The 23,004-nt window shown below is 62.0% G+C and carries 17 protein-coding genes and 1 tRNA gene; 11 read left to right on the plus strand and 7 right to left on the minus strand.

What is annotated here, in order from left to right; translation table 11 throughout:
• Window positions 1–122 precede the first annotated feature (122 nt).
• Both HL657_RS06830 and HL657_RS06835 read left to right on the plus strand, forming a co-directional pair.
• Window positions 123–644, plus strand: a complete 522-nt coding sequence (locus HL657_RS06830) for a transcription factor (RefSeq protein WP_317296077.1) — start codon at window positions 123–125, stop codon at window positions 642–644.
• Window positions 637–1,122: an HD domain-containing protein gene (locus HL657_RS06835; protein WP_317296078.1), complete on the plus strand. Its 486-nt coding sequence runs from the start codon at window positions 637–639 to the stop codon at window positions 1,120–1,122. The genes HL657_RS06830 and HL657_RS06835 overlap by 8 nt, the downstream gene beginning before the upstream one ends.
• On the opposite strand, the gene HL657_RS06840 is transcribed toward HL657_RS06835, so the two are convergent.
• Window positions 1,115–1,618: a regulator of amino acid metabolism, contains ACT domain protein gene (locus tag HL657_RS06840; RefSeq protein WP_317296079.1), complete on the minus strand. Its 504-nt coding sequence runs from the start codon at window positions 1,616–1,618 to the stop codon at window positions 1,115–1,117. The two genes, HL657_RS06835 and HL657_RS06840, sit on opposite strands and share 8 nt — an antisense overlap.
• A gap of 181 nt (window positions 1,619–1,799) precedes the next feature.
• Here HL657_RS06840 and HL657_RS06845 point away from each other — a divergent pair.
• Both HL657_RS06845 and HL657_RS06850 read left to right on the plus strand, forming a co-directional pair.
• Window positions 1,800–1,884: transfer RNA gene (locus HL657_RS06845), tRNA-Leu, on the plus strand.
• A 250-nt stretch (window positions 1,885–2,134) separates the two neighbouring features.
• A complete protein-coding gene (locus HL657_RS06850; RefSeq protein WP_317296080.1) occupies window positions 2,135–6,076 on the plus strand; it encodes a PAS domain S-box protein in 3,942 nt (1,313 codons plus the stop codon).
• On the opposite strand, the gene HL657_RS06855 is transcribed toward HL657_RS06850, so the two are convergent.
• Complete coding sequence (locus tag HL657_RS06855) at window positions 6,077–8,041, minus strand: PAS domain S-box protein (protein WP_317296081.1); 1,965 nt, start codon at window positions 8,039–8,041, stop codon at window positions 6,077–6,079.
• 1,229 nt (window positions 8,042–9,270) lie between these two features.
• On the opposite strand from HL657_RS06855, the gene HL657_RS06860 reads away from it, so the two are divergent.
• Window positions 9,271–9,711, plus strand: a complete 441-nt coding sequence (locus HL657_RS06860) for a CxxCxxCC domain-containing protein (RefSeq protein ID WP_317296082.1) — start codon at window positions 9,271–9,273, stop codon at window positions 9,709–9,711.
• 34 nt (window positions 9,712–9,745) lie between these two features.
• On the opposite strand, the gene HL657_RS06865 is transcribed toward HL657_RS06860, so the two are convergent.
• Entirely contained in the window at window positions 9,746–11,077 is a 1,332-nt protein-coding gene (locus tag HL657_RS06865; protein ID WP_317296083.1) for an alpha/beta hydrolase family protein, read from the minus strand.
• A gap of 195 nt (window positions 11,078–11,272) precedes the next feature.
• Between HL657_RS06865 and HL657_RS06870 the strand changes: the two genes are divergently transcribed.
• A complete protein-coding gene (locus HL657_RS06870; protein ID WP_317296084.1) occupies window positions 11,273–12,556 on the plus strand; it encodes an STAS domain-containing protein in 1,284 nt (427 codons plus the stop codon).
• A 54-nt stretch (window positions 12,557–12,610) separates the two neighbouring features.
• Here HL657_RS06870 and HL657_RS06875 read toward each other — a convergent pair whose 3' ends face one another.
• From HL657_RS06875 to HL657_RS06885, 3 genes are all read right to left on the minus strand, one after another.
• Window positions 12,611–16,492 (minus strand): HEAT repeat domain-containing protein, encoded by a 3,882-nt coding sequence (locus HL657_RS06875; protein ID WP_317296085.1) that lies wholly within the window; start codon window positions 16,490–16,492, stop codon window positions 12,611–12,613.
• Window positions 16,493–16,824: 332 nt separating this feature from the next.
• Window positions 16,825–17,565: a queuosine precursor transporter gene (locus HL657_RS06880; protein WP_317296086.1), complete on the minus strand. Its 741-nt coding sequence runs from the start codon at window positions 17,563–17,565 to the stop codon at window positions 16,825–16,827.
• A 92-nt stretch (window positions 17,566–17,657) separates the two neighbouring features.
• Window positions 17,658–18,263 carry a helix-turn-helix domain-containing protein gene (locus HL657_RS06885; protein WP_317296087.1) on the minus strand — a complete coding sequence of 202 codons (606 nt, stop codon included), beginning with the start codon at window positions 18,261–18,263 and terminating at the stop codon, window positions 17,658–17,660.
• A 308-nt stretch (window positions 18,264–18,571) separates the two neighbouring features.
• On the opposite strand from HL657_RS06885, the gene HL657_RS06890 reads away from it, so the two are divergent.
• The 3 genes from HL657_RS06890 to HL657_RS06900 are packed head-to-tail and all read left to right on the plus strand — an operon-like array spanning window position 18,572 to window position 20,747.
• The gene (locus HL657_RS06890) at window positions 18,572–19,084 is read left to right on the plus strand and encodes a hypothetical protein (RefSeq protein WP_317296088.1); all 513 of its coding nucleotides are present in this window, start codon (window positions 18,572–18,574) and stop codon (window positions 19,082–19,084) included.
• On the plus strand, window positions 19,081–20,088 hold the full coding sequence (locus HL657_RS06895; protein WP_317296089.1) for a PIN domain-containing protein: 1,008 nt from the start codon (window positions 19,081–19,083) through the stop codon (window positions 20,086–20,088). The genes HL657_RS06890 and HL657_RS06895 overlap by 4 nt, the downstream gene beginning before the upstream one ends.
• On the plus strand, window positions 20,052–20,747 hold the full coding sequence (locus HL657_RS06900; RefSeq protein WP_317296090.1) for an HAD family hydrolase: 696 nt from the start codon (window positions 20,052–20,054) through the stop codon (window positions 20,745–20,747). The genes HL657_RS06895 and HL657_RS06900 overlap by 37 nt, the downstream gene beginning before the upstream one ends.
• Here HL657_RS06900 and HL657_RS06905 read toward each other — a convergent pair whose 3' ends face one another.
• Window positions 20,748–21,605 carry a methanogenesis marker 8 protein gene (locus HL657_RS06905; RefSeq protein WP_317296091.1) on the minus strand — a complete coding sequence of 286 codons (858 nt, stop codon included), beginning with the start codon at window positions 21,603–21,605 and terminating at the stop codon, window positions 20,748–20,750. It lies immediately after the preceding gene.
• Between the two features lie 126 nt (window positions 21,606–21,731).
• Between HL657_RS06905 and HL657_RS06910 the strand changes: the two genes are divergently transcribed.
• Together HL657_RS06910 and HL657_RS06915 are read left to right on the plus strand one after the other, a co-directional pair.
• Window positions 21,732–21,890 (plus strand): hypothetical protein, encoded by a 159-nt coding sequence (locus HL657_RS06910; protein WP_317296092.1) that lies wholly within the window; start codon window positions 21,732–21,734, stop codon window positions 21,888–21,890.
• Window positions 21,891–21,901: 11 nt separating this feature from the next.
• Window positions 21,902–22,651, plus strand: coding sequence for a heparan-alpha-glucosaminide N-acetyltransferase (locus tag HL657_RS06915; RefSeq protein ID WP_317296093.1), 750 nt, complete (start codon window positions 21,902–21,904; stop codon window positions 22,649–22,651).
• The last annotated feature ends 353 nt before the right edge of the window (window positions 22,652–23,004 follow it).

A 23,004-nucleotide genomic window follows, 5' to 3' on the forward strand; every position in this document is an offset into this window, starting at 1 on the left:
GGATGCTGCCCGTCCCCCGGGAGACGGGAAAAGGAAATTAAAGATTGAAAGCAGAGTATGGTGAACATCGATGCTGGAGCATATACTCTTTATACAATTATCCTTATGGGAGAGATTTGAGCATGGTATCCGTCACTGAATTATTAAATGATCCGGCAATCAATGCCTACGTCCTGCGCATGATTGGGGAGGAGGGAATCGAGCTTCTCAGACGGTTCCCGGAAGGAGGAGAGCACAGTGACGAGGAACTTGCCGAGATGACCGGGGTCAACCTCAACACCGTTCGCCACACCCTCTACACGCTCTACGAGAGGCGCCTCGCCGAGTACCGGCGGCTGAAGAACACCGAGACCGGCTGGCTTACCTATCTCTGGCACCTCCGGCTGGACCGCATCTATGACGTGCTTGAGGAGGAGGTCCGGGACGTGCTCGAGCACCTCGACGCCCGGCTCACCTACGAGGAGAAGAACGACTTTTATATGTGCAGAAACTGCAGCGTCGTCTACACCTTCGCGGATGCGGCCAACTGGAACTTCGAGTGCCCGAACTGCGAGGAGATGCTCGAGCACTTCGACAACGAACTCATCGCCAACGCTCTCAGGAAGCGGGTCGATAAGATCAAGGAGAGCCTCGGGAGTGCGTGAAGAGGACTGCATACGTCTTCTCCGGCGCGCCGGGTGCTCCGAGGGAGTCATCGCCCACTGCCGGGCGGTGCGTGACCTTGCGCTCACCTATGGCTCCGACCCTCTGGTCGACCGCGATCTGGTCGAGGCCGGGGCCCTCCTCCACGACATCGGGCGGGGGGTGACCCATGACCTCCGCCACGCCGAAGCGGGCGGCGCGATATGCCGGTCGTTCGGCGTTGACGAGGCAATCGCCGCCATCGTCGAGCGGCACATCGGCGCCGGGCTGACGGCCGACGAATGTTCGTTGCTGGGCCTTGTGCCGCGCGACTGCGTGCCGAGGACGCTTGAGGAGAAGATCGTTGCTCACGCGGACAACCTGGTGAAGGGGACTCGCGTAATCACGCTCGAGGAGCGGCTGCAGCGTTCAATCGCCCTCCCGCGGAGGCAGAGGGAGCGGATCTGCCGGCTCGCACAGGAAGTAGAACTCTTCAGATAACCAGCTGTTTTACCTGCGGGAGCGCACGCAGGCGTTCGTAGACCGAGGCAGGGACCCGCGGCTCGTCCACGATCATCACGAGTTTAGGCTCCTCTGCGAGGTACGGGTCGGTGACGAAGATCTGCCGGATGGAGAGGTCGTGATCGACGAGGACCTGGACCGCCGCGCCGACGATCCCCTTCTGGTGCGCATCTTTCGGGTAGAGTGTGATGACCGAGAGGCCGAGGGCTTCTGCGACCAGAGAGAGGTCGGGCGCGGCGCGCATCCGGAGAAAGACCTCCCGCAGTTCGCGGTTCTCGAGGATGCGGCGGGCTGTGGCGTCGACGACTCTCCGATCGGTCTCGATCGCCCTGCCGATGTGCGTAGCCGGGATCTCGATGCCGTTGCAGACGATGCGCCCCTCTTCGTTGATGCCGAACCCGTTCTCCAGCAGGAACCGGACGACGCGGCTCTGGGACGGCGAATCGGCGAACTCCCGTGAGATGTCAGCCCACATGCGGAATCGTTGGAACCGGGCGCATATATACGCATCGAAGGCGATCAGGGGGCGCCGGAGCACGGGTATGTCCAGAACGGAACTTCCTCGTAGAACCCGAGGCTCTTTCGTCCGCGAACGCCCCGGGTTGCGGCAGAGCAAGATATTTTATGTTGCAATGCGTTGTATTAAGAGGAACAGGGCGAGGGTTGCCAAGCCAGGTCAAAGGCGCCAGGTTGAGGGCCTGGTCTCGTAGGAGTTCGTGAGTTCGAATCTCACCCCTCGCATTTAGTTTGCCTATATTCCCTCCGTTTTCAAGTTTTCCTATTATTCTAGCCGTTCCCGCCCATGCCTATTGTGAAAAAGCCCAGACCTCCTGCCGGATCGAGATCCCCGGGTGCACAAACAAGATGGACGGGCTGTCCGGACGGGCCGGCAGACAGACAATTATATACCTCCCGTAACGTTATCCCCGTGGAGAACCCTGCACGAGAATCTCCCTGCCGATGGGGATCCTGCCGGACGGGGCTTGGCCGTATGCAGACCACTGAGCCGGACATGGAGGTGCGACCCGAGATACTGCAGATACTGGATGCCATGGAAGATGCCGCCATCCTCACTGATTCCGACATGTTCGTCCGCGCCATCACCGCTTCCATGGAGCGCCTCGCCGGGATCTCCGCCGACGACGCCCGCGGTGCCGATGCGGCCCGCATCGTCGCCGACCGAATCCTCCCGGATGGGGACCAGAGGGAGCGGATCCTCTCGGTGCTCGAGAACCGCACCGGGTCTGAGGAGATCACAGTCAGGGTGTCCTCGGCCGGCCGGGAGCGGTGGTATGCCTTCTCCTCAAGGCAGATAACGGCGACTGGGGACTGGCTCGTCCGGTTCCGTGACGTCACCCGCCGGGAAGCCGCCGGGGAAGAGGTGCGGCGGAGATCAGACGATCTCGCCTTCCTCTCCCGGGCGGCGACGGAGCTTGCCGGGATGCCGGACGAGGCCGACATCTTCTCCGCAATCGGCGCCTACCTCCACGAACTCGCCCCCGGTTCCGTCGTCATCGTGAGCGCCGCCGATATCCGGGCGGGCACCCTGAGCCCGCGGGCGTTCTTCGGCATCGAACCGTTCCTGCCGGAGATCACCGAGGCCTTCGGGGAGGACCTCACCGGGATCGCGCTCGAAATCCCCCCGCATATCCGGGCGGTCATGATCCGCGGCGAGATCGAGGAGGTGAAAGGAGGGCTGCAGGAAGTCGCCCTCGGGCAGATTTCGCAGGAGATCTGCCGTAAATTCGAGGCTATTGCCGGCCTCGGGGCAATGTACTGCATCCCGTTCACCTGGAAAGGCGAAATCTTCGGGTCGGCCGTGATACTCACCCGGCAGGAGGGAGGGGAGGTCAATTTCCGGGCCATCGAGGTCTTCCGGAGCCTTGCTTCGATTGCCCTCCAGCGGCACCGGGCGGAGGCCGAACTGCGCGGGAGCGAAAAGACGTTCCGGACCCTCATCGAGAAGGGCTCCGAGTTCATCCTCATCATCGACGACCAGCTCAGGATCCGGTTTGCAAGCCCGCCTATCGAGCGACTGGACGGCTTTCCCCCCGAGACACTCGTTGGGAGGCATGCGTTCGATATGATCCAGCCCGAGGATCTGCCGCGAGTGGAGGAGGTGGTATCGGCCCTGGCAGAAAAGCCAGGAGGGAGCGCACAGTTCGAGGTCCGCTTCAGGGGTCCGCGCGGCACGCACGTGATCGAGGCAATCGTGACCAACCTCCTGCGCGAGCCCCATATCAGGGGCTTTGTCGTAAACGCATGGGACATCACGGAGCGAAAGCGGACCGAAGAGGCCCTGAGGCGTGCCGAACGGGAAAAGGCCCTTATCCTGGACTCAACTGCCGAGATGTTCGCCTACTACGATACGGATCTAAAGGTGCTCTGGGCCAACCGCGCCGCCGCCGAATTCATCGGCGGAGAACCGGAGGAGATGGTCGGGCATCGGTGCTATGAGGTATGGCACAACCGTACAGGTGTCTGCGACATATGCCCAGTTGTTCTCGCCCGGGAGACCGGGCGGTCTCAGGAGGCCGAGATCACCGCGGCCGACGGAAGAATCTTCTTCCTTCGGGGGTATCCCGTCACCGACGAGACGGGGGAACTTATCGGCCTCATCGAGTTCGCGCAGGATATCACCGACCGCAAGCGGGCCGAGCAGGAGCTCCGGATCAAGGATATGGCCATAGCGTCATCGCTGAACGCCATCTCCCTCGTCAGTCTCGACGGGAAGATCACCTACGTCAACCGTGCCTTCCTCGCCATGCACGGGTGGGAGCGGGAGAACGAGATTCTCGGGCAGCCGGCATCGGTGCTCTGGGCTGACCCAGCGGAGTCGGGGCGGATTATAGACGAGTTTTTCCGCCTCGGTGCCTGGTCTGGGGAGACGGAGGGGCGACGGCGGGACGGGTCGACCTTCCCCATGCAGCTTGCGCTCTCCCTTGTCACCGATGAGGAAGGGAAACCGCTCTGCACGATGGGATCGGGGATTGATATCACCGAGCGTAAACAGGCAGAAGAGGGGCTCAAAGCAGCAAACGCCTACAACCGGAGCCTCGTCGAAGCCAATCCCGACGCCCTCGCCGCCATCGGCCCCGACGGGAGGATCACCGACGTCAATACCGCCACCGAGCAGGCGACAGGCTATGCACGCGACGACCTGATAGGGACGGACTTCTCCGATTATTTCACCGACCCGCTCGAGGCACGAACGGGGTACCGGAAGGCCTTTGCGGAAGGGCAGGTGCGGGACTACCCGCTGGAGATCCAGCACCGCGACGGACACACGATCCCGGTGCTCTATAACGCCTCCGTCTACCGCGACGAAGCAGGGAGGGGTGCCGGCGTCTTTGCGGCGGCACGCGATATTACGGATCAGAAACGGGCAGAGAAGGCTTTGAGCGAGAGCGAGGAGCGCTACCGCACCCTCATCGAACTCATGCCGGAGGCCGTCGTCGTGCACCGGACCGACGGCACCATCGTGTACGTGAATCCTGCCGGCGTCCGGATTGCAGGCGGGAAGGGGCCTGAAGACTTCGTTGGCAAATCGCTTGACACGTTCGTCCACCCTGATTACCAGGGCCTCGTCACCGAGACGATCCGCCGGATGCTGCAGGAAGGCACGGGGATCCCGGTATTCGAACAGGTGCTCCTGACCGTCGAAGGCCGGCCCATCTGGGTCGAGGTCACGGCGGCCCCCATACACTACGACGGCCGGCTGTCAATCATGGTTGTTTTCCGTGACATCTCTGAGCGCAAGCAGGCACAGGAGGCATTACAGCGCCGGGGTGCGGAACTCTCCATGCTGAACCGGCTGATCAGCGTCTCGGCATCGGCACTCACGCTCGACGAACTGGTCGAGTCAGCGCTCAGCACCTCCCTTGCCCTCCTGAACTTCGATATCGGTGCAGTCTATCTGCTGGACCGGGAACTGAACCTTGCGACGCTCGCGGGCCTGCGGGGCATGGAGCGATCGGGCAGGCTGCAGACCATCGATATATTCCAGCACCCCCTCGACGAGGTCTTCGTTGCAGGCAGACACCTCTCCATCCCCGCCGGGGCGCAGACGGATGCAGAGGAAAAGGTTATTCTGGATGTTTTCAGGGTTTCCGCCCTTACCTGGATTCCGCTCATGGCCGAGTCGAGAATCGTGGGAGCGCTGGCGGTAGGGAGTTCGGCAGGAGAACAGGAGCCCCCGGAAGCCCGATGGCTTATGGAGGCGATCAGCAAGGAGATCGGGGCCGGCATCCTGCGCGGAACCCTGTATAAGCAGCTGGAAGCAGCAAACCGCGAAGCAAACCTGTACCTGGACATCCTCACGCACGACATCAGGAACGCCAACTGTGTTGCAACCCTGTATACCGAGCTGCTGATGCAGATCTTAACAGGAGAGCCCGAAAAGTATGTCCGGAAGATGAAGGCGAGCATCGATAAAAGCACGGAGATTCTGGCGAATGTTGCAATGATCCGCAAGATCCGCCTGGAGCATGCGCCGTTAAAACCGATCGACCTTCACGGCGTGATCGTCAGCGAACAGAAGAACTTCCCCGAAGCCGCGATCAGGTACGAGGGGGTCCCTCACAGGGTCTGGGCGGACGATCTCATTGCCGAAGTCTTCCACAACATCATCGGGAATGCCGTCAAGTTCGGCGGCCCCGACGTCGTTATTACCATCTCGGCCGAGACGCTCGACGGCAGCGTCGCCGTCACCGTGGCCGACACCGGCCCCGGTGTTCCCGACGAACTGAAGGAGCCGATCTTTCATCGGTTCGAACGAGGGCGCACCCGGGCACGGGGGGAGGGGCTCGGCCTCTACATCTGCCGCACGCTCCTGGAGCGTTACGGCGGGCGCATCTGGGTCGAGGACCGGGTGGCCGGCCACCCCGAAGCGGGCGCCGCGTTCCGGTTCACGCTCAAGGAGGCCGGGGAATGATCAGGATTTCAGTGTGAACTTGAACGCCGCGCCTTCTTCCGGGCGGCCAGGCACCCGGTCCTCGGCCCAGATCGTCCCACCGTAGCGCTCGACCAGGATCTTCACCAGATAGAGTCCAAGTCCCTTGCCGACGCCCCGTTTCTTCATTTCGTAGCAGTGGAAGATCCCATTTTTATCATCGTCCGGGATACCGGGGCCGGTATCTTCGACCGACACCCGGACGAACCCATCATTCTCTTCGATCCGGATGGCGATCTCGACGTCAGGACCACCGAACTTGACGGCATTGCTGATAAGGTTGTCAAAGACCACAGGGAGAAGATCGTCCGCCTGAACCTGGTAGGTTGTCCCGTTGTAGAGGAAGATACTGGTGGGATAGTCGTTCATCACCCCCCGGACTGCTGCATCAAGGTCCGTTGGTTTGAGTTCGGGAGGTGCCTGGTGAATCCGGCGGATGGTAGAGACGGTGCCCAGGATCTCTATGCTCTTCTGGACGCTGCGCTGCAGTTTTTTCGCGTATCCGGCTGCCTCTCCGTCAAGGGACTCGATGAGCAGGTCGGCATAAAGGTTCGAGACGTTCTCGGTGTTGCCGATATCGTGGGTAAGGATGTCCAGGTAGAGGTTCGCCTCCCGGTTCGAGATCTCCAGATCGCGATGGAGCAGGCCCAGATTCTCGGCGTATCGCTGAAACGCTTCCTCGGCCCGTTTCCGCTCGGTGATGTCCCGGAAGAGGACCATCACCGAAGGCAGGTTTTCATACATGATGGGGGTAGCAACAACCTCAACATCGACTGCCTGACCGTCGAGTTTCACAAACCTCTCTGAGCGCAGAGGCACGGTCGTACCCTTCTCCGTCATCTCGCGGTTACGTCCCCTGAATACTTCGTGGTCGTCCGGGTGGACAAACTGGAGGACCGGTTTGCCGACGAGATCCTCCCGCCTTTCTGCCCCGAAAAAAGTGACACAGGGAGGATTGGCGTAGACAACGTTACCCTGGCGGTGCACCACGATCGGTTCCGGCGCAAGTTCCACGAGGTTCCGGTACTTCTCCTCGCTCTCCTGCAAGGCCGCTTCAGCCTGTTTCCAGTCGGTGATATCGATTCCGATACCTCCAACATACCTCTTCGCGGACGCGTCCTTGAAGGGAAACTTGCAAGTCCACCAGTAGGTAATGCCTCCTTTCGGGTTGGGCATCTCTTCCACGACTTCAATAGCACTGTCTGCCTTGAGGACGGTTTGGTCGTTCTTCGAGAGCTGTTCGGCGACATACAAAGGCCATAACTCAAAGTCCGTCTTACCGCGCAAGTCTCCCTGTCGTCGATTAAAATGACTCTCGTCGAATTTGTTCAAGTATATGTAGCGCCCCTGTTCGTCCTTCATGAATGCAACTGCGGGGCTGTTGTCCATGAACGCTGTGAACCGTTCCTCACTTTCCCGGAGGGCTTCCTCGGCCCGCTTCCGCTCGGTGATGTCCTCGGCGGCGATGCTGATCGCGATGACGCGTCCCTGATTATCGGTTACCGGCCGCCAGGACTCGTTCCAGTACCTCTGCTCCCCGGGTTGTGCCGGTGTTTCCCCCCGTACCTCAATATCAAGCGCGGGTTTCCCCGTCGCGACAACCGCCCGGGCGAGCTCTTCAGCCGCATCCGCAAGGTCCGGCACCCGCTCGCGGACGCTCTTGCCGATGTGCTCCTCGATGGAGAACCCGTTCATCTCCGCGAACCGTTGGTTGACATGCAGGTACCGGGTATCCGTGCCGAGCAGACACAGACCGACCGGCGCCGAGGCGTAGATCATCTCGATCTGGCGGAGTTCTGCGTTTTCACGCCGAAGCGTGTCATTCTCTTCCCGGAGTTCTGCAGTCCGTTCGCGGATGAGCCGTTCGACTTCAGCGGCGTTGTCCTGCTTCTCGTCGCGGCTGGTGAAACCGGTTCGCTTCTCCGTGGTATCTGGGGATGTGGACATTGGAAAAAGAAACTCCGGTTTGAAGTATGCAAGTGAATTTACTCAGGCTATGATAACTGTAACGGAACGACCTGCCGGTCATGCAGGGTTCGATTTTCACGAATTAATAAGATCTAACCCCTGTTTCGCAGAAACGGCTCCCGTTTGCTGCATCTTTCTTGGTGCAGCGCAGTCTTCGGTTCGAGAATCCAATCGTATAGTATTCGGCTCTGTTGAACCCTGTTCCGATCATCATTCTTTCCCTGATGAGGGTGATGCCACACCAGGCCTGTCCCCGGGCCGACCTTTTTTCTCGCGCATGTCCTCATGCAGTGGACCGTGGTTGCCTGCGCACCTCCGGTGCTCGAACTCCCGCCGTGCCGCCGGTCGTTTATCGCCATTGGGGGTGGGGCTGACGGGGAGTGCGATGGGCGGAACGCCCGGAGCTCGACCACCGTTAGGTGGGGAGGGGGGAGCATCCCCCCTCCCCTGTCTCCACGTTGTAATGGATCTCTGTAACCCCCACCACCCGCGCTTCGCGCTCCTCATTCGCACCTGACGGTGCTCAAACTCCTGCCCCTGGGGGGAAGTCGTTCCGCCCCCAGGGGGGCGGGCAGTGCGTGGCGATAGGCGATGCCCCTACGGGACATCGCTGGAGAAGACCGAAGGTCTTGGACTTGCGATGGTTCGTTACGCGACTGACCAGAGGCTGGGAGCATGAGCACCGAAGGTGCGAACATCCGGAGCACGAGCACCGCAAGTGCGCAGTAGGATGCTCCTCAGGGAGCGTCCTTCGAGCATCGTCAGATGCGCAGCCCGGTGGAAAGCCGTGCCTCTGAGTTACCCCTGACTGCAGCCATCTGGAGCAAACAAGCGAGTTTCAACAAGGCCTGGTATTCAATACATACAAACTGTGAGCCAGAGGTCAGTTTCGACTCCTTCGAACCGGATCGAGGAGGGGTTCAGTGCCAGGGCAGTCCAGATAATCAAAAGGCGTCAGACTATGGGTCCTTCCAGGAAGAATTTTTCTTCTTTCCAAGAACCAGGCAACCTGCCAGCGCCCGGGTTGCTCCCCCAGATCCGGAACGGTCCGGCTGCAGACGTGGGCCGGGCGGGTTTCCGGTAGGTATTTCATCATTGCGATGCGTAGTACCGGATAATGCGCATGCCGATACGCCAACCGCCTGGCGTTTGGGGAGGCGGTCACGATCGCCTGTAAGTGCTGCCAGTGCGGCAGCTGCTGCAGCAACATGCGAAACGTCCACACAGTCGTCGAAGAGCGCGGCAACTACACGTTTGTCGTGCATAACGCCTACAGCGGGGACGTGAAGGAGGTGCGGGTCGACCCGGACAAGATCGCCCTTTATGAGGACAGGAGCAGCATCGAGGAACTGCCGGACGCATGCCCCTTTCTGAGGTTCGATGGGAAGACGGGGAAAGCGTGGTGCACGGTTCACCTGACACGCCCCGAAATCTGCCGCGATTACTGCTGCTGGCGTCTCCTTATCCTCGATTGGCAGAGCAAAAGGGCCGGACGCGTGATGTACCAGACGACCTTCATCCCGGACACCGAAGAACTCAGACGGCTCTGGGAGGGGGTGCAACCGACGCTCGGCGGGCTTTGCGGCACCGAATGGGACGACGCCGTTATCAGCGCTCTCACGGCAGCCGGATACCGTGTTCGCCGGTAACTGCCGGGATACCCCAAAAAGAAGGGCAATACCCCTATTCTTCCCCGGAGGGGGAGCCCGTCATCCCCATCTTATCGTCGAGCCAGTCGAATTTGGCGGCAAACGATTGTCCGAACGCCCCGAACTGGCAGTGCGACCCGGCACCGTAGTCGTCGGAGAAGACCATCAGTTCCCGCTCGCAGGTGAGGTGGTCGTAGAGTGCCGTTGCCTGCATCCCGTCCGGGTCGAGGTGATCGGTCGCGCCGGCACAGACCAGCGTGGGGCACTGTATCTCTTCGGCAATGCCGACAAGTGAGAATTCCATCCATTTTGCCCAGAACTGTGCCGGCGAGCCGGCATTGAAGGCGAACATCCCATGCTCGTTCAGCCAGCGGGTGCCGGTATCGTGTGCCATGGCGTCGCGGAGGGCATCATTGAACTCAACCGGATCCGTCTGCAGCCACTCCTGCAGTTCAATTTCCGTCATGTTCGCTCCCCCACCTTCCTGCAGGTTCGCGAGGAGAGTCTGTCCGACATCGTAGGTGCCTGCATCCGCGACCAGCGCCGTGATCCGGGGCTCATATGCGGCGCCGCGGGGGGCGAGATAGCCTCCAAGCGAGATCCCCCAGAGGGCAATCCGGTCTTCATCGACGTCGGGCCGGCTCACCGCATAGTCCACGACAGGCCCGATCACGTTCTCCCAGTCGTGACGGAACGGGATACGCTGGACCCGTATCACCTCGCCCTGGCCCGGCCCCTCGAACGTCAGGACGTTGTATCCGCGTTTGATCCCTTCCACTGCATACGGATGGAGTTCCTCCTGGCAGCCGTCAAAACCGGTCTGGACGATGAGCAGCGGCCGGGGTGTTCCGGAGTCGTCAACCGTGTAGAAATAACCCGGCAGTGTGGTGTTCTCGTACGGGATGGCGACAATCTCGTAAGGAACGGCGTCGAGTGCGAGTGCGTCGCGAAACGTTTCCCGGCTCTTTTCCCAGGTCTCCACGATGCGGGGGTCGGCGGGGTTGCCGTGCAGGAAGAACTCGGCCGTGCGGTAATACGTCGCGGCCCGGTAGTACGCTTCCATTGCGGTGATCCTGTGCCCGGCGGCGAGACTCTCGTCGCCCACTGCCCTGAAGTTGTCCGCGGTCCTGTTCCATTCGCAGTACCAGCTCTCGAAGTCTCCTTCTTTGATCCGGGACGCAGTGGCAAGGCACTCGCCGATATCGGCCTCGCCCGAATACGCGGCGGCGAGCGTCCGCTGGAGTTCGAAAGCAAATTCCCGATCCGTAAACACGAGCGCCGGGCAGTCAGAAGCGGGTGCGGCAGGAGGTGATGCCGGCGGTTGCTGACCGATCGCAGTACAGCCTGCGGAAATGACAGAAAACATTGCGATAGAAAGAGTGAGCATGATTAAGGTTCTGCTGGGCTTCACGGTGGATCATAGGAGGATCACATAACCGGAGAGATAATGGTTGCGAAATTTGTGCGCCCAATGATGCCTGCCACGGCACGGCACGCCGGTGGCAAAACGAATTTGAGAAAAATTAACCGTCGGCAGCCCGATACCTATACCAGGATACATATGGAATTGCAGACCGAGAGAAGAGACGGGATTCTGACGTTCGCCATTCAGGGAAGGCTTGATGGGTACGGCGCGGGACAACTCTCCGATGCCGTGCAGGCGTCACTGCAGGACGACGACCGGTCGATCGTCTTCGACCTAACAGGGCTGAGTTACCTGAGCAGCGCGGGCATCCGGGTCCTCCTCGCCGTAAAAAAACAGTTGAAAGAGCGTAGCGGTATCCTGGCACTTGCCGGGATGCAGGAGTACCCAAAGAGCGTCCTCGATATGGCCGGGGTGACACCGGTATTCTCCATCTATTCCGGGATTGAGGAGGCCGTTGCCGCCTGCAGGAGGCCGCAGGACAGCCTCTCGGTCATCAGCGAGCTGGCCCGGACCCCGGTCGTCAAAGACAGCGTTGCCTATACCGTCGAGCGGGTCTCCACGAAGAGGTCGTCGCTCCGGGCCACCGGCAGCCTGGATAAGATGCTCTCCGCCCGCCTGGCTGAGGAGGACATCCATGCAATACCGTTCTCGGCCCTTCAGTACTCACTCGGCATCGGCGCGCTCGGGGCGAGTGTGGCGGACGTGCTCCCGCTCCTTGGGGAGATGATCACGCTTCACGGTTCGGTGGTATGGCTGCCGACCGATGGGAACGCCACACCGGACTTCTTCACCCCGGCGAAAGACACCGGAGAACTCTATGTCTACGCCGGATACAACGTCGCGCTTGACGGGCCGTTTCACGAGATCATCACCATCGACGCCGGGAACAGCGGCAGCATCACGCTTTCCGACGTATACCGCACGATCTTCGACCTTGCCCGGGAGCAGAAGCGCGATTATGCCGGCATCGTCGCCATCGCCATGTGGGCCGTTGTCGACGGGGTCCGGAGCCTTGGGGTAAAGAAGTCGCCTATTGCCGCATCATCCCCGACAAACGGCCTTCCCATCAATGCTGAAGCGAACGTAAAGGAATGGCTCGAAGAGGACGATGAGCCGAAGTATCACGGCGACACGATGGTCAGTTTCGGGTTCGGGATAGACTATTCGGCCTGCAGCGACGAGCACCTTTCAGCCCTCACCGACGAGAACCGTCCAAAGACACAGCAACTGCAACTCCACAACCACGGCGTCGTCTTCCGGGGGACCCCGTGGGACGCATCACTCGATCTCTCCCGGCAGATTGAAAAGATCGTGACCGAGGGTGAGTTCGTCGATATGCGCCACCTTAAGGACAGCACCCGGATCCGGCGGGCGAAACTCGGCGTGGCGTATATCTCGGGAATCGACGTCGAGGAGTGAGCAGGGTCCCGATCACCCTCGACCTTTTTTTGAGAATCACCGGCCGGAGACGGCCTATTTGCCCTTCCCGACCCGTTCCCGGATCCGCTCCACCGCATTCCCGGCGGCCATCCGGGCATACCAGTCCTCATCGTCGAAGATACCCTCAAGCGGCTCGATTGCGCGTGCGTCCCCGATCTCAGAGAGCACATCCGCTGCACGTTTCCGGACATCGGCGTCCGGGTCGCTGAGTGCGGATACAACCGGCTCCATCGCCGGAACTCCGGTGGCACCGAGCGCCGCCGCAGCCTCCCTCCTGATACTGTAGTAGTCATCGTGGAGGAGGCCAATAAGCGCCGGCACCGCACGCGGATCACCGATCTCGCCGAGAACTTTCGCCGCCCGTCGCCGGATGCTGTCGTCGCGGTCGTTCAAGACCGCGATCAGCGGCCCGACCGCAGCCGGGCCCATCGAGAGAAGATTGCCCCATCGCTCCTTTGCGATCAGGTAGACAACCGTCTCCTCCCCCGGCTCCGGAGACCAGCCAAGACGGTCGAGGGCGTCCGCGACCCCGGCACGGACGCGGAAATGCCCGTCGGTGAGCGCGCCGGGGAGCAGCCGTACCGCAGGCTCGCCGATCAGCACGAGCGCCGCTACCGCACCCTTCCGGGACGTGTCGTTCCCGTCGCTGAGGACGCGCAGGAGCGGCCTGACCGCCGGCTCGCCCAGCATCCCGAGCGCCCGTACCACGACCCGCCCCATACGCCAGTCCTCGGAGAGGAGTGCATCAATCAGCGGCTCGACTGCGCCGGGGTTCCCGATCTTGCCGAGCGTTGCGGCCGCCCCCATCCTGACTGCCGGAGGAGCGTCGCGGAGAGCCCGGACCAGCGGCTCGACAGCAGGGTCCCCGATGCCGACGAGTGCCCGTGCCGCGCCCAGGCGTATCTGCCAGTCGCGGTCCTGGAGCGCCCCGACGAGCGGTACGACCGCCGGCTCCCCGATCATCTTGAGCGCCTCGACCGCCTTTCTCTGTCCGCCGTCCTGCTCGGAGCGGAGTTCATCAATCAGCCTCGTGACCGCAGGCGCCCCGATCATACCGAGCGCCCGCGCCGCACCCATCTGGATCGCGGTATCGGGATCGCTCAGCGTCCGGATCAGCACTTCGACAGCACCGGCCCCGCTCTCGGCAACAGAGGCCCATTGCTCCTTCGCAATCAGGTAACAGACCGTCTCTGCTTCGGTCGCCGGCTCCCATCCAATCCTGCCGAGAACCTCCGCCGCACCCAGCCGCACGAGGTAGCGTTCATCTGAAAGCGACTCCGTAAGGGCGGCAACGATCGGCCGGCCAACCCGGGTCAGGGTATCGATCGCCTCGAGGCGGATGATGTCGTTCGGGTGCCCCAGCGCTCCGATGAGCGAGTCGACTGCCGCGTCCTCAAGGCTGATGAGAACATCCCCGGCGCGCCGCCGGATCCGGGAATCGTCATTCCCGAGCGCCTCGACCAGCGTATCGAGGGATTCCTCTCCCATCATGACCAGGATCTCCGCTGCGGTCGGCCCGATCTCGGGATGCGCGAGAACCAAAACGAGTGCACCGGCAGCAGGCCGCCCCATCCGGACCAGAACCTCTGCAGCGGCCAGGCGGAGCGCCTCCCCACTCAGCGCACGGATCAGGGGTTCCACGGCTCCCTCTCCGATCCGCACCAGTATATCGCCTGCAGACTCCTGATACGCTTCTTCACCGAGCAGCCCGATCAGGGGAGACACCGCCGGAGACCCGAGGCGGGCCAGCGACTCCGCCACCCCAGCCTTCACCGCCGGATCCGGGTCGCCGAACCGCACCGCCAGGTGATCGGCGGCGGGGGCACCGAGTTCGACGACTTCCGGCCACCGCTGGAGCGCGATCAGGTAGGTGGTCTGCTCATCCATGCAACCGGGACTCCAGCCAAGCCTCTCAAGGACCCTGGCGGCTCCCATGCGGATCAGCGAGTGCTCGCTACCAAGTGCTTCCGTGAGCGGCCCGAGCGCCGGATCGCCGATCCGCGTGAGCGCTGACGCCGCTCCCGCATGCCCGTCACCGTCCTCACCGAGGAGGGAGATGAGGGGGCCGACCGCAGGCGCACCGATGCCGACCAGGGCGTCCACGGCCTTCCGGTGAAGGCGATCACTGCCGGTTCTGACGAGTTCGACGATGGCCGGCACCGCCTCGGGCGCTCCAAGCCTGCCCAGAACCTCGACGGCGCTCTCCCGGGCGTTCCCGGCCCCCTCCTCAAGCATCCCAAGAACAGGAGCGATAGCCGGCTCCCCGATGGCAACGAGTGCATCCGCTGCCACCGGGGCTACGGCTTCATCGGTGAGGGCATCCACGAGCGGTCCTACAGCCGCCGGGTCGCCGATCTCGCCGAGCGTCGCCGCCGCCTCGCCGCGTATACGGCCGTCGTCGCCGTTGAGCGCCCGGATCAGGGGATCCACGGCCGGCGAGCCCATCAGGGCGAGTTCCATCCACTCCTCACGGGCAATCAGGTACCACGCCCGCTCGGCGTCGCTCCAGGGTTCCCAGCCCATCCTGCCGAGAATTTCGGCGGCCCGGGCGCGGGTCCGGGACCGCCCCGACATCAGGGCCTGGATCAGGTACGGGACCGCCGGCTCCCCGAGCGCACAGATGACGTTCTCGAGCGTTTCCTGTACTTCCCCGTCCGCCGATTCAAGGGCCCGGAGGCACGCCTCTGCCGCAGGTTCCCCGATCTTTACCAGGGATGCCGCTGCTGTGCCGCCTAGTGCGGGGATGGAGAGCAGCCGGATGAGCGGATCGACCGCAGGAAGACCAATCTCCGCGAGCGCCATGGCCGCCAGCGGCCGGACTTCGTCATCCGCTTCGTGCAGGAGATCGACCAGGGGACCGACCGCAGCCTCGCCGACCTCCCCGAGGGTCCGGGCGGCATTCCACCATGCCTCCTTGTCCGGGGACTTCAGAATACGAATGAGGGGTTCGACTGCAGCCTCGCCGTAATCGGCGACATCGAGCCATGCCTCGACGGCAATGAGGTAGCGGATCGCGCCGGCATCGTCGGGGGCCTGCCACCCGAGTTCCCGGAGGACGGAGGCCGCCGATCTCCGGGTGCTCCCGTCAGGCGCGTCAAGGGCCTCCACAAGGGAGGGGATCGCCTCGTCACCGATCTCCCGGAGCGCGTAACGGGCGCCGAACTGCACCTCACCGTCATCGCCGGCGAGCGCTTCGATGAGGGGTTCGACGGCGGGACGCCCGATACGCACGAGGGTGGCGGCCGCCCCGATCTTTGTCGCACCGTTCCCGAGTGCAGCGATCAGGGGGGGGATCGAGTCCTCGCCGATCAGGGCGAGGGCTTCGGCGACGCACCACCGCCGCCCGTCGTCCGCGCGAGCGAGGGCGTGAACCAGGGGCTCTACGGCGTCGGCCCCATGCTCTGCAACGGCAGTGACGGCACGTCCGCGAACCCCGGCGTCGTCACTGCCGAGGTCGTCGATGAGCAACTCCAGCGGGCGTTCCTCGTCCTCCAGCGGGATGTCATCGTATCCGACAACCCCGGGGGAGAAGCCGACATCTCCGTCGTCGAACCCGAGCATCCGTATGAGTTCCTCATCGGTAAGGGCATCGGGACGCGGGGCAGACTCGCCGTCAGAAGGGTGTTCCGGAGACTCGCCGGCGGCGATTTCCGCTCCATCCGGAGAGGGGGCATCCGTAAACCAGAGCAGGTCTTCTGAGACCTCTTCGGCGGCATCAGGTTCGTCGGAGGGGGAGTCAGGACTCTCACCCGCCGGAGGGGCCGGATCGTCGAGCTGCCGGAGAACCTCAGGAGGTTCTTCGTTGATCTCGATGAACGTCACCTCAACATCGGGCAGGACGGGCTTTTCCGGGAGCGGCTCCACAGGGGTATCCGAACGCTCCTCCGCATCGTCCTCTTCGGCGCCTCCTCTCATCCAGCGCCTGAAGAAAGAGCGTCCGCCCGGCCCGAATATTCCGGGTATACCCGCAACAGGGCAGAGGGCGTCAACCGTCTGAGGCAACTGGACCTCTGTTGCCCCCGCATAAAGCAGGAGGAGAGCAAGGGCAGCTATCCCAAACACCGCAGATGCCACGGCGACCGACGTCCACCTCCTCACCGGTACCGGCATTGCACCGTAGATTCCGGCTGCAGGATCAGCAGATGAACTGTCCGGGACTGCTCGTCGGTCCTCGATGCGCATAATGATGACTTTACGTCTAAAAATAAAACATGTTTGTTTTCCGTGCACGGTAGATAAGATAATTCTTAAATAACTCCTGATTCGGGGGGACAGGTACCGCTCTCCTCCGGACCCGTGGTACCCAGATAGCGCTTGTACCAGACGAACCAGGGTGTGTCGAGAACGCCGATGATACCTTTGCTGACGATCTGACCGATGATCAGGGGGAGCAGGGGGATGCCGGCGGTGAAGAAGGCGATGCTCACGAAGATGACGCTGTCGAGGGTCAGGTCGGCGACGTCGGAGAAGACGCTCCGCAGGACGATGCGATCCGGGTAGGCGCGCTTCAGCCGGTCGAAGACGTAACAGTCCAGGTTCTGGCTGACCAGGAACGCAACCCACGACGCGAGGATGATCCACAGTCCCTGGGTGAAGATGCTCTGCCACGCCTCCTCAAACGCGAAGACCGGCGCCGGGGTCAGAGAGTTCGTCATGGCGATGAGGATGGCGAGAAGAATCTGCGAGAGGAGAGCAATGGCAATGGCAATCCGGGCCAGCGATCTCCCGTAGACCTCGTTGATCATATCGATCGCCTGCGCGACGAACGGGTAAATAAAAACAGAAGCAGGGGCCACAAATGTGGCGATACCGATATTGAACTCGATAATCCGCGCCGCGATGATCTGCGAGGCACCGAGGTAGATGATGTACAGGCCGGTGAGGGTGGCAAACCCGTACCCGGGATACCGCCTGACGACTGCGGCACCCGCATACGTCGCAATGGTGAGGCTGATCACCCAGTATATCCAGACGGAGGGTATCGGCACGGGAAAACGTCTCCGGGGGAGTGTTGGTCTTCTGCCGTATTAACCCTCATCTTCCGGGCGATTCGAGCCTGCGGTCAACCCGGAGCGGCCGATCAGAACCCTTCGCTCATGATGCGGTTGAGCTCTGAACGCTTGATCCGCCAGGACCCCCCGCACTTGACCGCCGGGATCCGCTCTTCCCTGATGAACTCCCGGATCCGGCCGGGGGTGAAGTTCAGGGTCGAGGCAACGTCTTCGACGGTGAGCATCGCGTCGCCTGTGCTATGGCGGTGGCCGCACCCGATCGTCTCCCAGTCCTCGTCCGGCAGCATGATGGTGATGACCGGTTCGCCATCGTCCCCCGGGGAGACCGCGGCCTTGAAGGTGAGCGTGGGGACGAGACCGTTCTGGTAAAGGCTGACCTGGAACTCGAACTCCTCTTCGGTTGTCGTAAGGGCTTTGTCCCGGAACGCATGAAGGGTGTCCCATAAATTCTCCGTAACGGTCTCCTGTGGGATGTTCGTGAACGGCACCATACTCTGAGCGACCCGTGCCGAGACCGCGAGGGGATAGGTGATACCCAGATCCCTCCCCATCCGGGTGATCTCGATCAGATCCCCGTCATCAATAGCATCCTGCCGGGCCTTCCCCTGATGCTCCGGGTCCGCCAGTCCCCAGATCTCGGTAGGTGCCCGCAATTTCGTTTTTCTCGTCTGCATAGGTTATATCTCTCCGGGTAATTTCGCGCTCTTCTATACCACTATAGGGATATCGATCATAAAAGATTTACCAAATATCTTGCGAGATTTTGCGATTTCTTTAGCGCTAAAGGCGTATTCTCAGAACCCCGGGAGTAAAATCCCGCCATATTTCGGCAAGATGCCGGACGTGGCCTCCAGTGAAGCGAATATAGGACAAATAATCAAAAAATAATAGATAATATGACCCGGATAACCCGCCGTTGGTTGCACTCCCGGGAGAGGGGCTCCGACAAAGCCTATATAGGAGCAGGGTGAGTCTTGAAGCAGTGATTCCCCCCGTGACACCCGCTTCCGGCGATGCCTACATAACACTTCTTGGACGATCAACATGGGCGCTCGTCAACGCGTATCATGCAGTCCTGCGGGAGAAGGGGTTGCGCCCCGAACAGGTCGCTATCGTCACCGAAGAACCCTATGCGCAGGAAGCATCGACCGCCGTCGAGGCTGTTCGGATAGTCTCGGAAGGATACGGGTTCGTTCCCGCAATCGGGGTTGATATCCTGCCCGAAGCGGACTTTATCCGGGCCGGACAGACAATCCGGTCGCTTGCCGGAGATTTTATCCGGCAGGGATTCTCCGTGGCGATCGATATCACCTCAGGAAGAAAGGTCACGGTCGCCGGAGCGCTCCTCGCGGTATCGCTCGCGGGGCTTGATATCCGGCACATCTACTATCTTGCCATGAAGAACACCGACGATGTCGCAAAGCCGTATATGATGATCCCGCGCCAGATCCAGAGCATCCGGGACGTTATGGAAGACGCGGGGGCGAAGGAATGACCGATGCGGTCATCAGGGAGGGTGAGTTGCAGGTCCTCATCAACAGCCTCGATGAGGTCCGCGTCACCTATCCGCTCTATGAGGGGGAGATCCTGGTCGCACGCCCTGAAGGGACTGGTTTCCGGCTCGAACTGCCCGCAACACGCGAGGTCTTCCGTGACTGGCTCGCCGAATACGAGCCGATTGCCGCCGAACTCCCCTCGTATGCCGATCTCCAGGAATGCATGTTTGCAAGCGGGATCGTCCGTTACGTGAACCAGGCCGCTTTTGAGGCAATACGCACATCGTATGGGCAGCTCAAGAAGGCGGTCTTCTTCGGCCTGGATACAAACCTCTTTTACCATGGTTTCGCATTGAACAACCCCGAGATCGATCACGCCTCCTACCTGATCGTCGATACCGTCCGGGACGAGATCGCGTATGCCATCAACCGCAAGTACCCGGCAAAGATGATCGAGAAGATGACGGCGCATGCGCCGCGCTCGCGGGAGTTCATCGCGGAACTCGAGAACAAGCGGATGAAACGGTCCCGGAAAGCCGCATACCTCGCGCTGAAAGAGTACCGCGCCATCCGCGACCGGGCGATGGAGATCGCGTCGCCGGGCCCGCATACGCACCTTACGGAGGAGAACGACCGCAATATCGTCAGAGCGCTCCGGAAGTTCGAAGAGGAGCGGTATGCCCTCCCGGTCCTCCTGACAGCCGACATCTACATGGCAGACCTCTGCATGGCCGAAGGGCTCGAGTACTTCTACTTCGACCGCCCATATCTCCTCGAGGCGACAACCTGCACGGCGCCGGCATTCCGGCGGCTGCTCTTCAACCTTGCCGCCGTCTTCGGGTTCGTCTGCTGCAACGGCATCACGATCTTCGGTGAGTACGGTGGGAAGGGCAACGATCTCGACGAACTGAAGGTGCGCTTTGCGGACGGCGAGGCCTGCCGTGCATTCACAAGGGAACTGGAGATATGCAGGAAACTTACAGCACTCGGCATAACACGATAGAGGCGGTCCTCTGCGATATGGACAACACCCTCTTTGACTTTGTCAGAGCGAAGCGGGAAGCGTGCTGGTGCGTGGTCGACTACCTCGGGACCGGGGACCCGGAAGCACTCTTTTCGCAGTTTCTCCGCGGCATACACGGGTTTGAGGACCACGCGAACATCCGCGATTACCTGGAGGAACTCGGGGTGTATGAGCCCGGTGCGTTCGAGGTCTGCTGCCGCACCTACGAAGATGTGAAACTCGACCTGGTCGAGGCGTATCCGGGCGTCGAGGAGACGCTCCGGTGCCTCGCGGACGCCGGGATAGGGCTCGCGGTCGTCACCGACGCGGAGGCGATCCAGGCACGCCGGCGGCTCGAGAAGACCGGGCTCATCGATTACTTCGAGGCCGTGGTGACCCCGGAGGTCTCAGGCAAACGCAAGCCGGAACCGGACTCGCTCCTCTACGCCCTCCGGCGGCTTGAGGCGGCTCCCGCGGAGGCGATGATGGTGGGCGACAGCCTGGTCCGCGACATTGCTCCCGGGAGGCATCTCGGCATGGTGACTGCGTTTGCCGCCTACGGTGACTGGCGCGACAGCAGCCCGGCGGATGTGCAGGCCGACATCGTCCTTGCCGAGTTCGCCGAACTCCCGGGCTACGTCGGTATACCGGGCCGCTGATCAGCAGAGCGGCGAGGGGGACTGCGACCCCGGCACCGGGAGGCGTGCGCCGTGGACGATGACCGGCTGGTCAGTCTCCCCCACCTTGCCAAGAATAATCGCCTTTCCTGCAGGGGTCATCGCAAAGACCGGGATCGACGTCCCGGCCTGCAGGAGCGCGGTCTTCGCCGCCACCTCGCGGACGTGCTGTGATGCGCAGGCGGTGACAAGATCGGCCGCACCGGCCATCAGGGCCGCATCCTCCTGCGAGATCCCGGTCGTATGGACCGCGACGATCACGGCGTCGGGGAACTGCGCACGGATGGCCGCCGCTTCGGCGGCAACAGCGATGGTCACGGCGATCCGCCGGTGGCCGAGTTTTGCCGCCAGGCCTACGCCGGCGGCCTGGTCGATGACGGCGGTCGCCGGATCGAGGACCGTGCCCCCGTTCTCCTCGATCCGCGCAATCACCTCGGGGATCGGGCTCGTGAAGACGAGCCCCGACATCCGGCCGCCGATCCCCTGGATAAGGGAGGGGTTCGTCGCGACCAGCGTCCCGGCCCCGTCGGAGACGATCACCGCAGCGTCGAGGTCTCCCCTCCGGACGGCGCTGCTCAGGAGTTCCGACGCCCCGAAGAGGACGAAGTCCGGCCCGGCAAGCACCTCGCGCTCCGGTGTGCACATGCCGAACGATCGAATTCGTTCCTCGATATTCTTCCGTATCTCCTCCATCGTCATCTCCTTGACCGGGAAGGCGAACCGCCGCGCCAGCGGACAGTCCTCGATCTGCGGCGTCCCGACCTCAACCACCCGCCCGCCTTTGACCACGACCCGGCATTTCCCGGCGGCCTCTATGATATGCTCGTCACGATCGTCCATGGAGAGCGTTGGGTGGGCAGGGGAATAATGGTGCCTCCCCCAGCCCCGGGGTAAATCCTTATCAGATAGCCGTTCTGAAAGTAGAAGGGATGGTATGCCTGCAGCAGGTAGGCGGGGTGAGGGGAGATGGGCCGGATCTGTAGTCCGTTTATCGTCCTCGAGTGCAGCAGGGAGTGCGGTTTCTCCCGGGTGTACAACGAGCCCACCGAGGAGCAGAGCCGGGAGATATCCGATACAAAGACCTGTCCTGCCTGCGGCGCCCCGATCAGGCGAAGGTTCTTCTGACGGTGGGAACCATGCCGGGAGAGCGATACTGGGAGATCGACCTCGCCCGGGGCATCGCCGTCGTGACGATGATCGTCTTCCACTCGGCCTTCGACCTCAACTTCTTCGGCGTCCTGCCGCTCGATGTCTCCAGCGGGTTCCTCCGGATGCTCGCCTACCTGACTGCATCGACGTTCATCTTCCTCGCCGGGGTCTCCTTCACCATCAGTTACGCCCGGACATCCCAACGGCTCGCCGGGCGCGGCCTCGCGCTCAAGTACGTCCGGCGCGGCCTTACGATATTCGGCTACGGCCTGGTCATCACCGCCGTCACCTGGCTCATTCTGCCGTCGGTTTACATCGTCTTCGGCATCCTGCACTTCATCGGCATCGCCATTCTGCTCGCACCGCTCTTTGTCCGGTTTGATACGGAGAAACTCCTCATCACAAGCATCGCCTGCCTCATCGCGGGCTACGCCGCAAGCCTCATCACGGGCCCCTGGCCGCTCCTCTGGCTCGGCATCCGCCCGCCGTCCTTCACGAGCCTCGATTACGTGCCGCTCCTCCCCTGGTTCGGCCTCGTCCTGATCGGGATGGCCTGCGGGCATCTCTTCTACCCGGACGGACGGCGGGGTTACTCGCTCCCGATTGCGGAGCCGACGTTTATCCGGCCGCTCGAGTTCCTGGGCCGGCACTCGCTCTTCATCTACTTCCTGCACCAGCCGGTAATTCTCTTCATGATCGCGGTGCTGGCGCCGGGCGCGGTGACGGGGTTTTGGTGAGAAGAGACATGGGGAACAGACAAGACGTTACTATTACGCGGACATCGAGAGGGCGAACTCAAGGTACTCCGAGATACGAGAAACGGCACTCTGATGAGTAGGGGGCTTCGGTTGCAAGTGTTAACCTTGAAGACGAGGAAAAAGCCCGGTACAGTGGACCGTGGGGACAGGGGAGGGGGGAGACCCCCCTCAAAGCCTAACGGCTTCTCGTGCTCCGTTCCTGTCGGAACATCGCACTCCCCGTCACCCCCACCCCCCAATGGCGATATCCACTGGAAAGCCGTGTACGGGATTGAACGATGTTCAGAAGGGAAAACACTTCACAGAAGCTAAATTCAAGCACCGTAGGAACG

Source organism: Methanoculleus nereidis (assembly GCF_032944295.1).
In the GTDB taxonomy this organism is placed as follows: Archaea; Halobacteriota; Methanomicrobia; order Methanomicrobiales; family Methanoculleaceae; genus Methanoculleus; species Methanoculleus nereidis.

Bases quoted from the DNA above. Each gene is read 5' to 3' on its own strand.
- HL657_RS06885 (WP_317296087.1), bottom strand. From the start codon at position 18,263: ATGCAGACGAGAAAAACGAAATTGCGGGCACCTACCGAGATCTGGGGA.
- HL657_RS06830 (WP_317296077.1), top strand. From the start codon at position 123: ATGGTATCCGTCACTGAATTATTAAATGATCCGGCAATCAATGCCTAC.
- HL657_RS06850 (WP_317296080.1), top strand. From the start codon at position 2,135: ATGCAGACCACTGAGCCGGACATGGAGGTGCGACCCGAGATACTGCAG.
- HL657_RS06900 (WP_317296090.1), top strand. From the start codon at position 20,052: ATGCAGGAAACTTACAGCACTCGGCATAACACGATAGAGGCGGTCCTC.
- HL657_RS06865 (WP_317296083.1), bottom strand. From the start codon at position 11,077: ATGTTTTCTGTCATTTCCGCAGGCTGTACTGCGATCGGTCAGCAACCG.
- HL657_RS06915 (WP_317296093.1), top strand. From the start codon at position 21,902: ATGCCGGGAGAGCGATACTGGGAGATCGACCTCGCCCGGGGCATCGCC.
- HL657_RS06910 (WP_317296092.1), top strand. From the start codon at position 21,732: ATGGGCCGGATCTGTAGTCCGTTTATCGTCCTCGAGTGCAGCAGGGAG.
- HL657_RS06840 (WP_317296079.1), bottom strand. From the start codon at position 1,618: ATGTGGGCTGACATCTCACGGGAGTTCGCCGATTCGCCGTCCCAGAGC.
- HL657_RS06855 (WP_317296081.1), bottom strand. From the start codon at position 8,041: ATGTCCACATCCCCAGATACCACGGAGAAGCGAACCGGTTTCACCAGC.
- HL657_RS06860 (WP_317296082.1), top strand. From the start codon at position 9,271: ATGCGAAACGTCCACACAGTCGTCGAAGAGCGCGGCAACTACACGTTT.
- HL657_RS06895 (WP_317296089.1), top strand. From the start codon at position 19,081: ATGACCGATGCGGTCATCAGGGAGGGTGAGTTGCAGGTCCTCATCAAC.
- HL657_RS06870 (WP_317296084.1), top strand. From the start codon at position 11,273: ATGGAATTGCAGACCGAGAGAAGAGACGGGATTCTGACGTTCGCCATT.
- HL657_RS06875 (WP_317296085.1), bottom strand. From the start codon at position 16,492: ATGAGAGGAGGCGCCGAAGAGGACGATGCGGAGGAGCGTTCGGATACC.
- HL657_RS06905 (WP_317296091.1), bottom strand. From the start codon at position 21,605: ATGGACGATCGTGACGAGCATATCATAGAGGCCGCCGGGAAATGCCGG.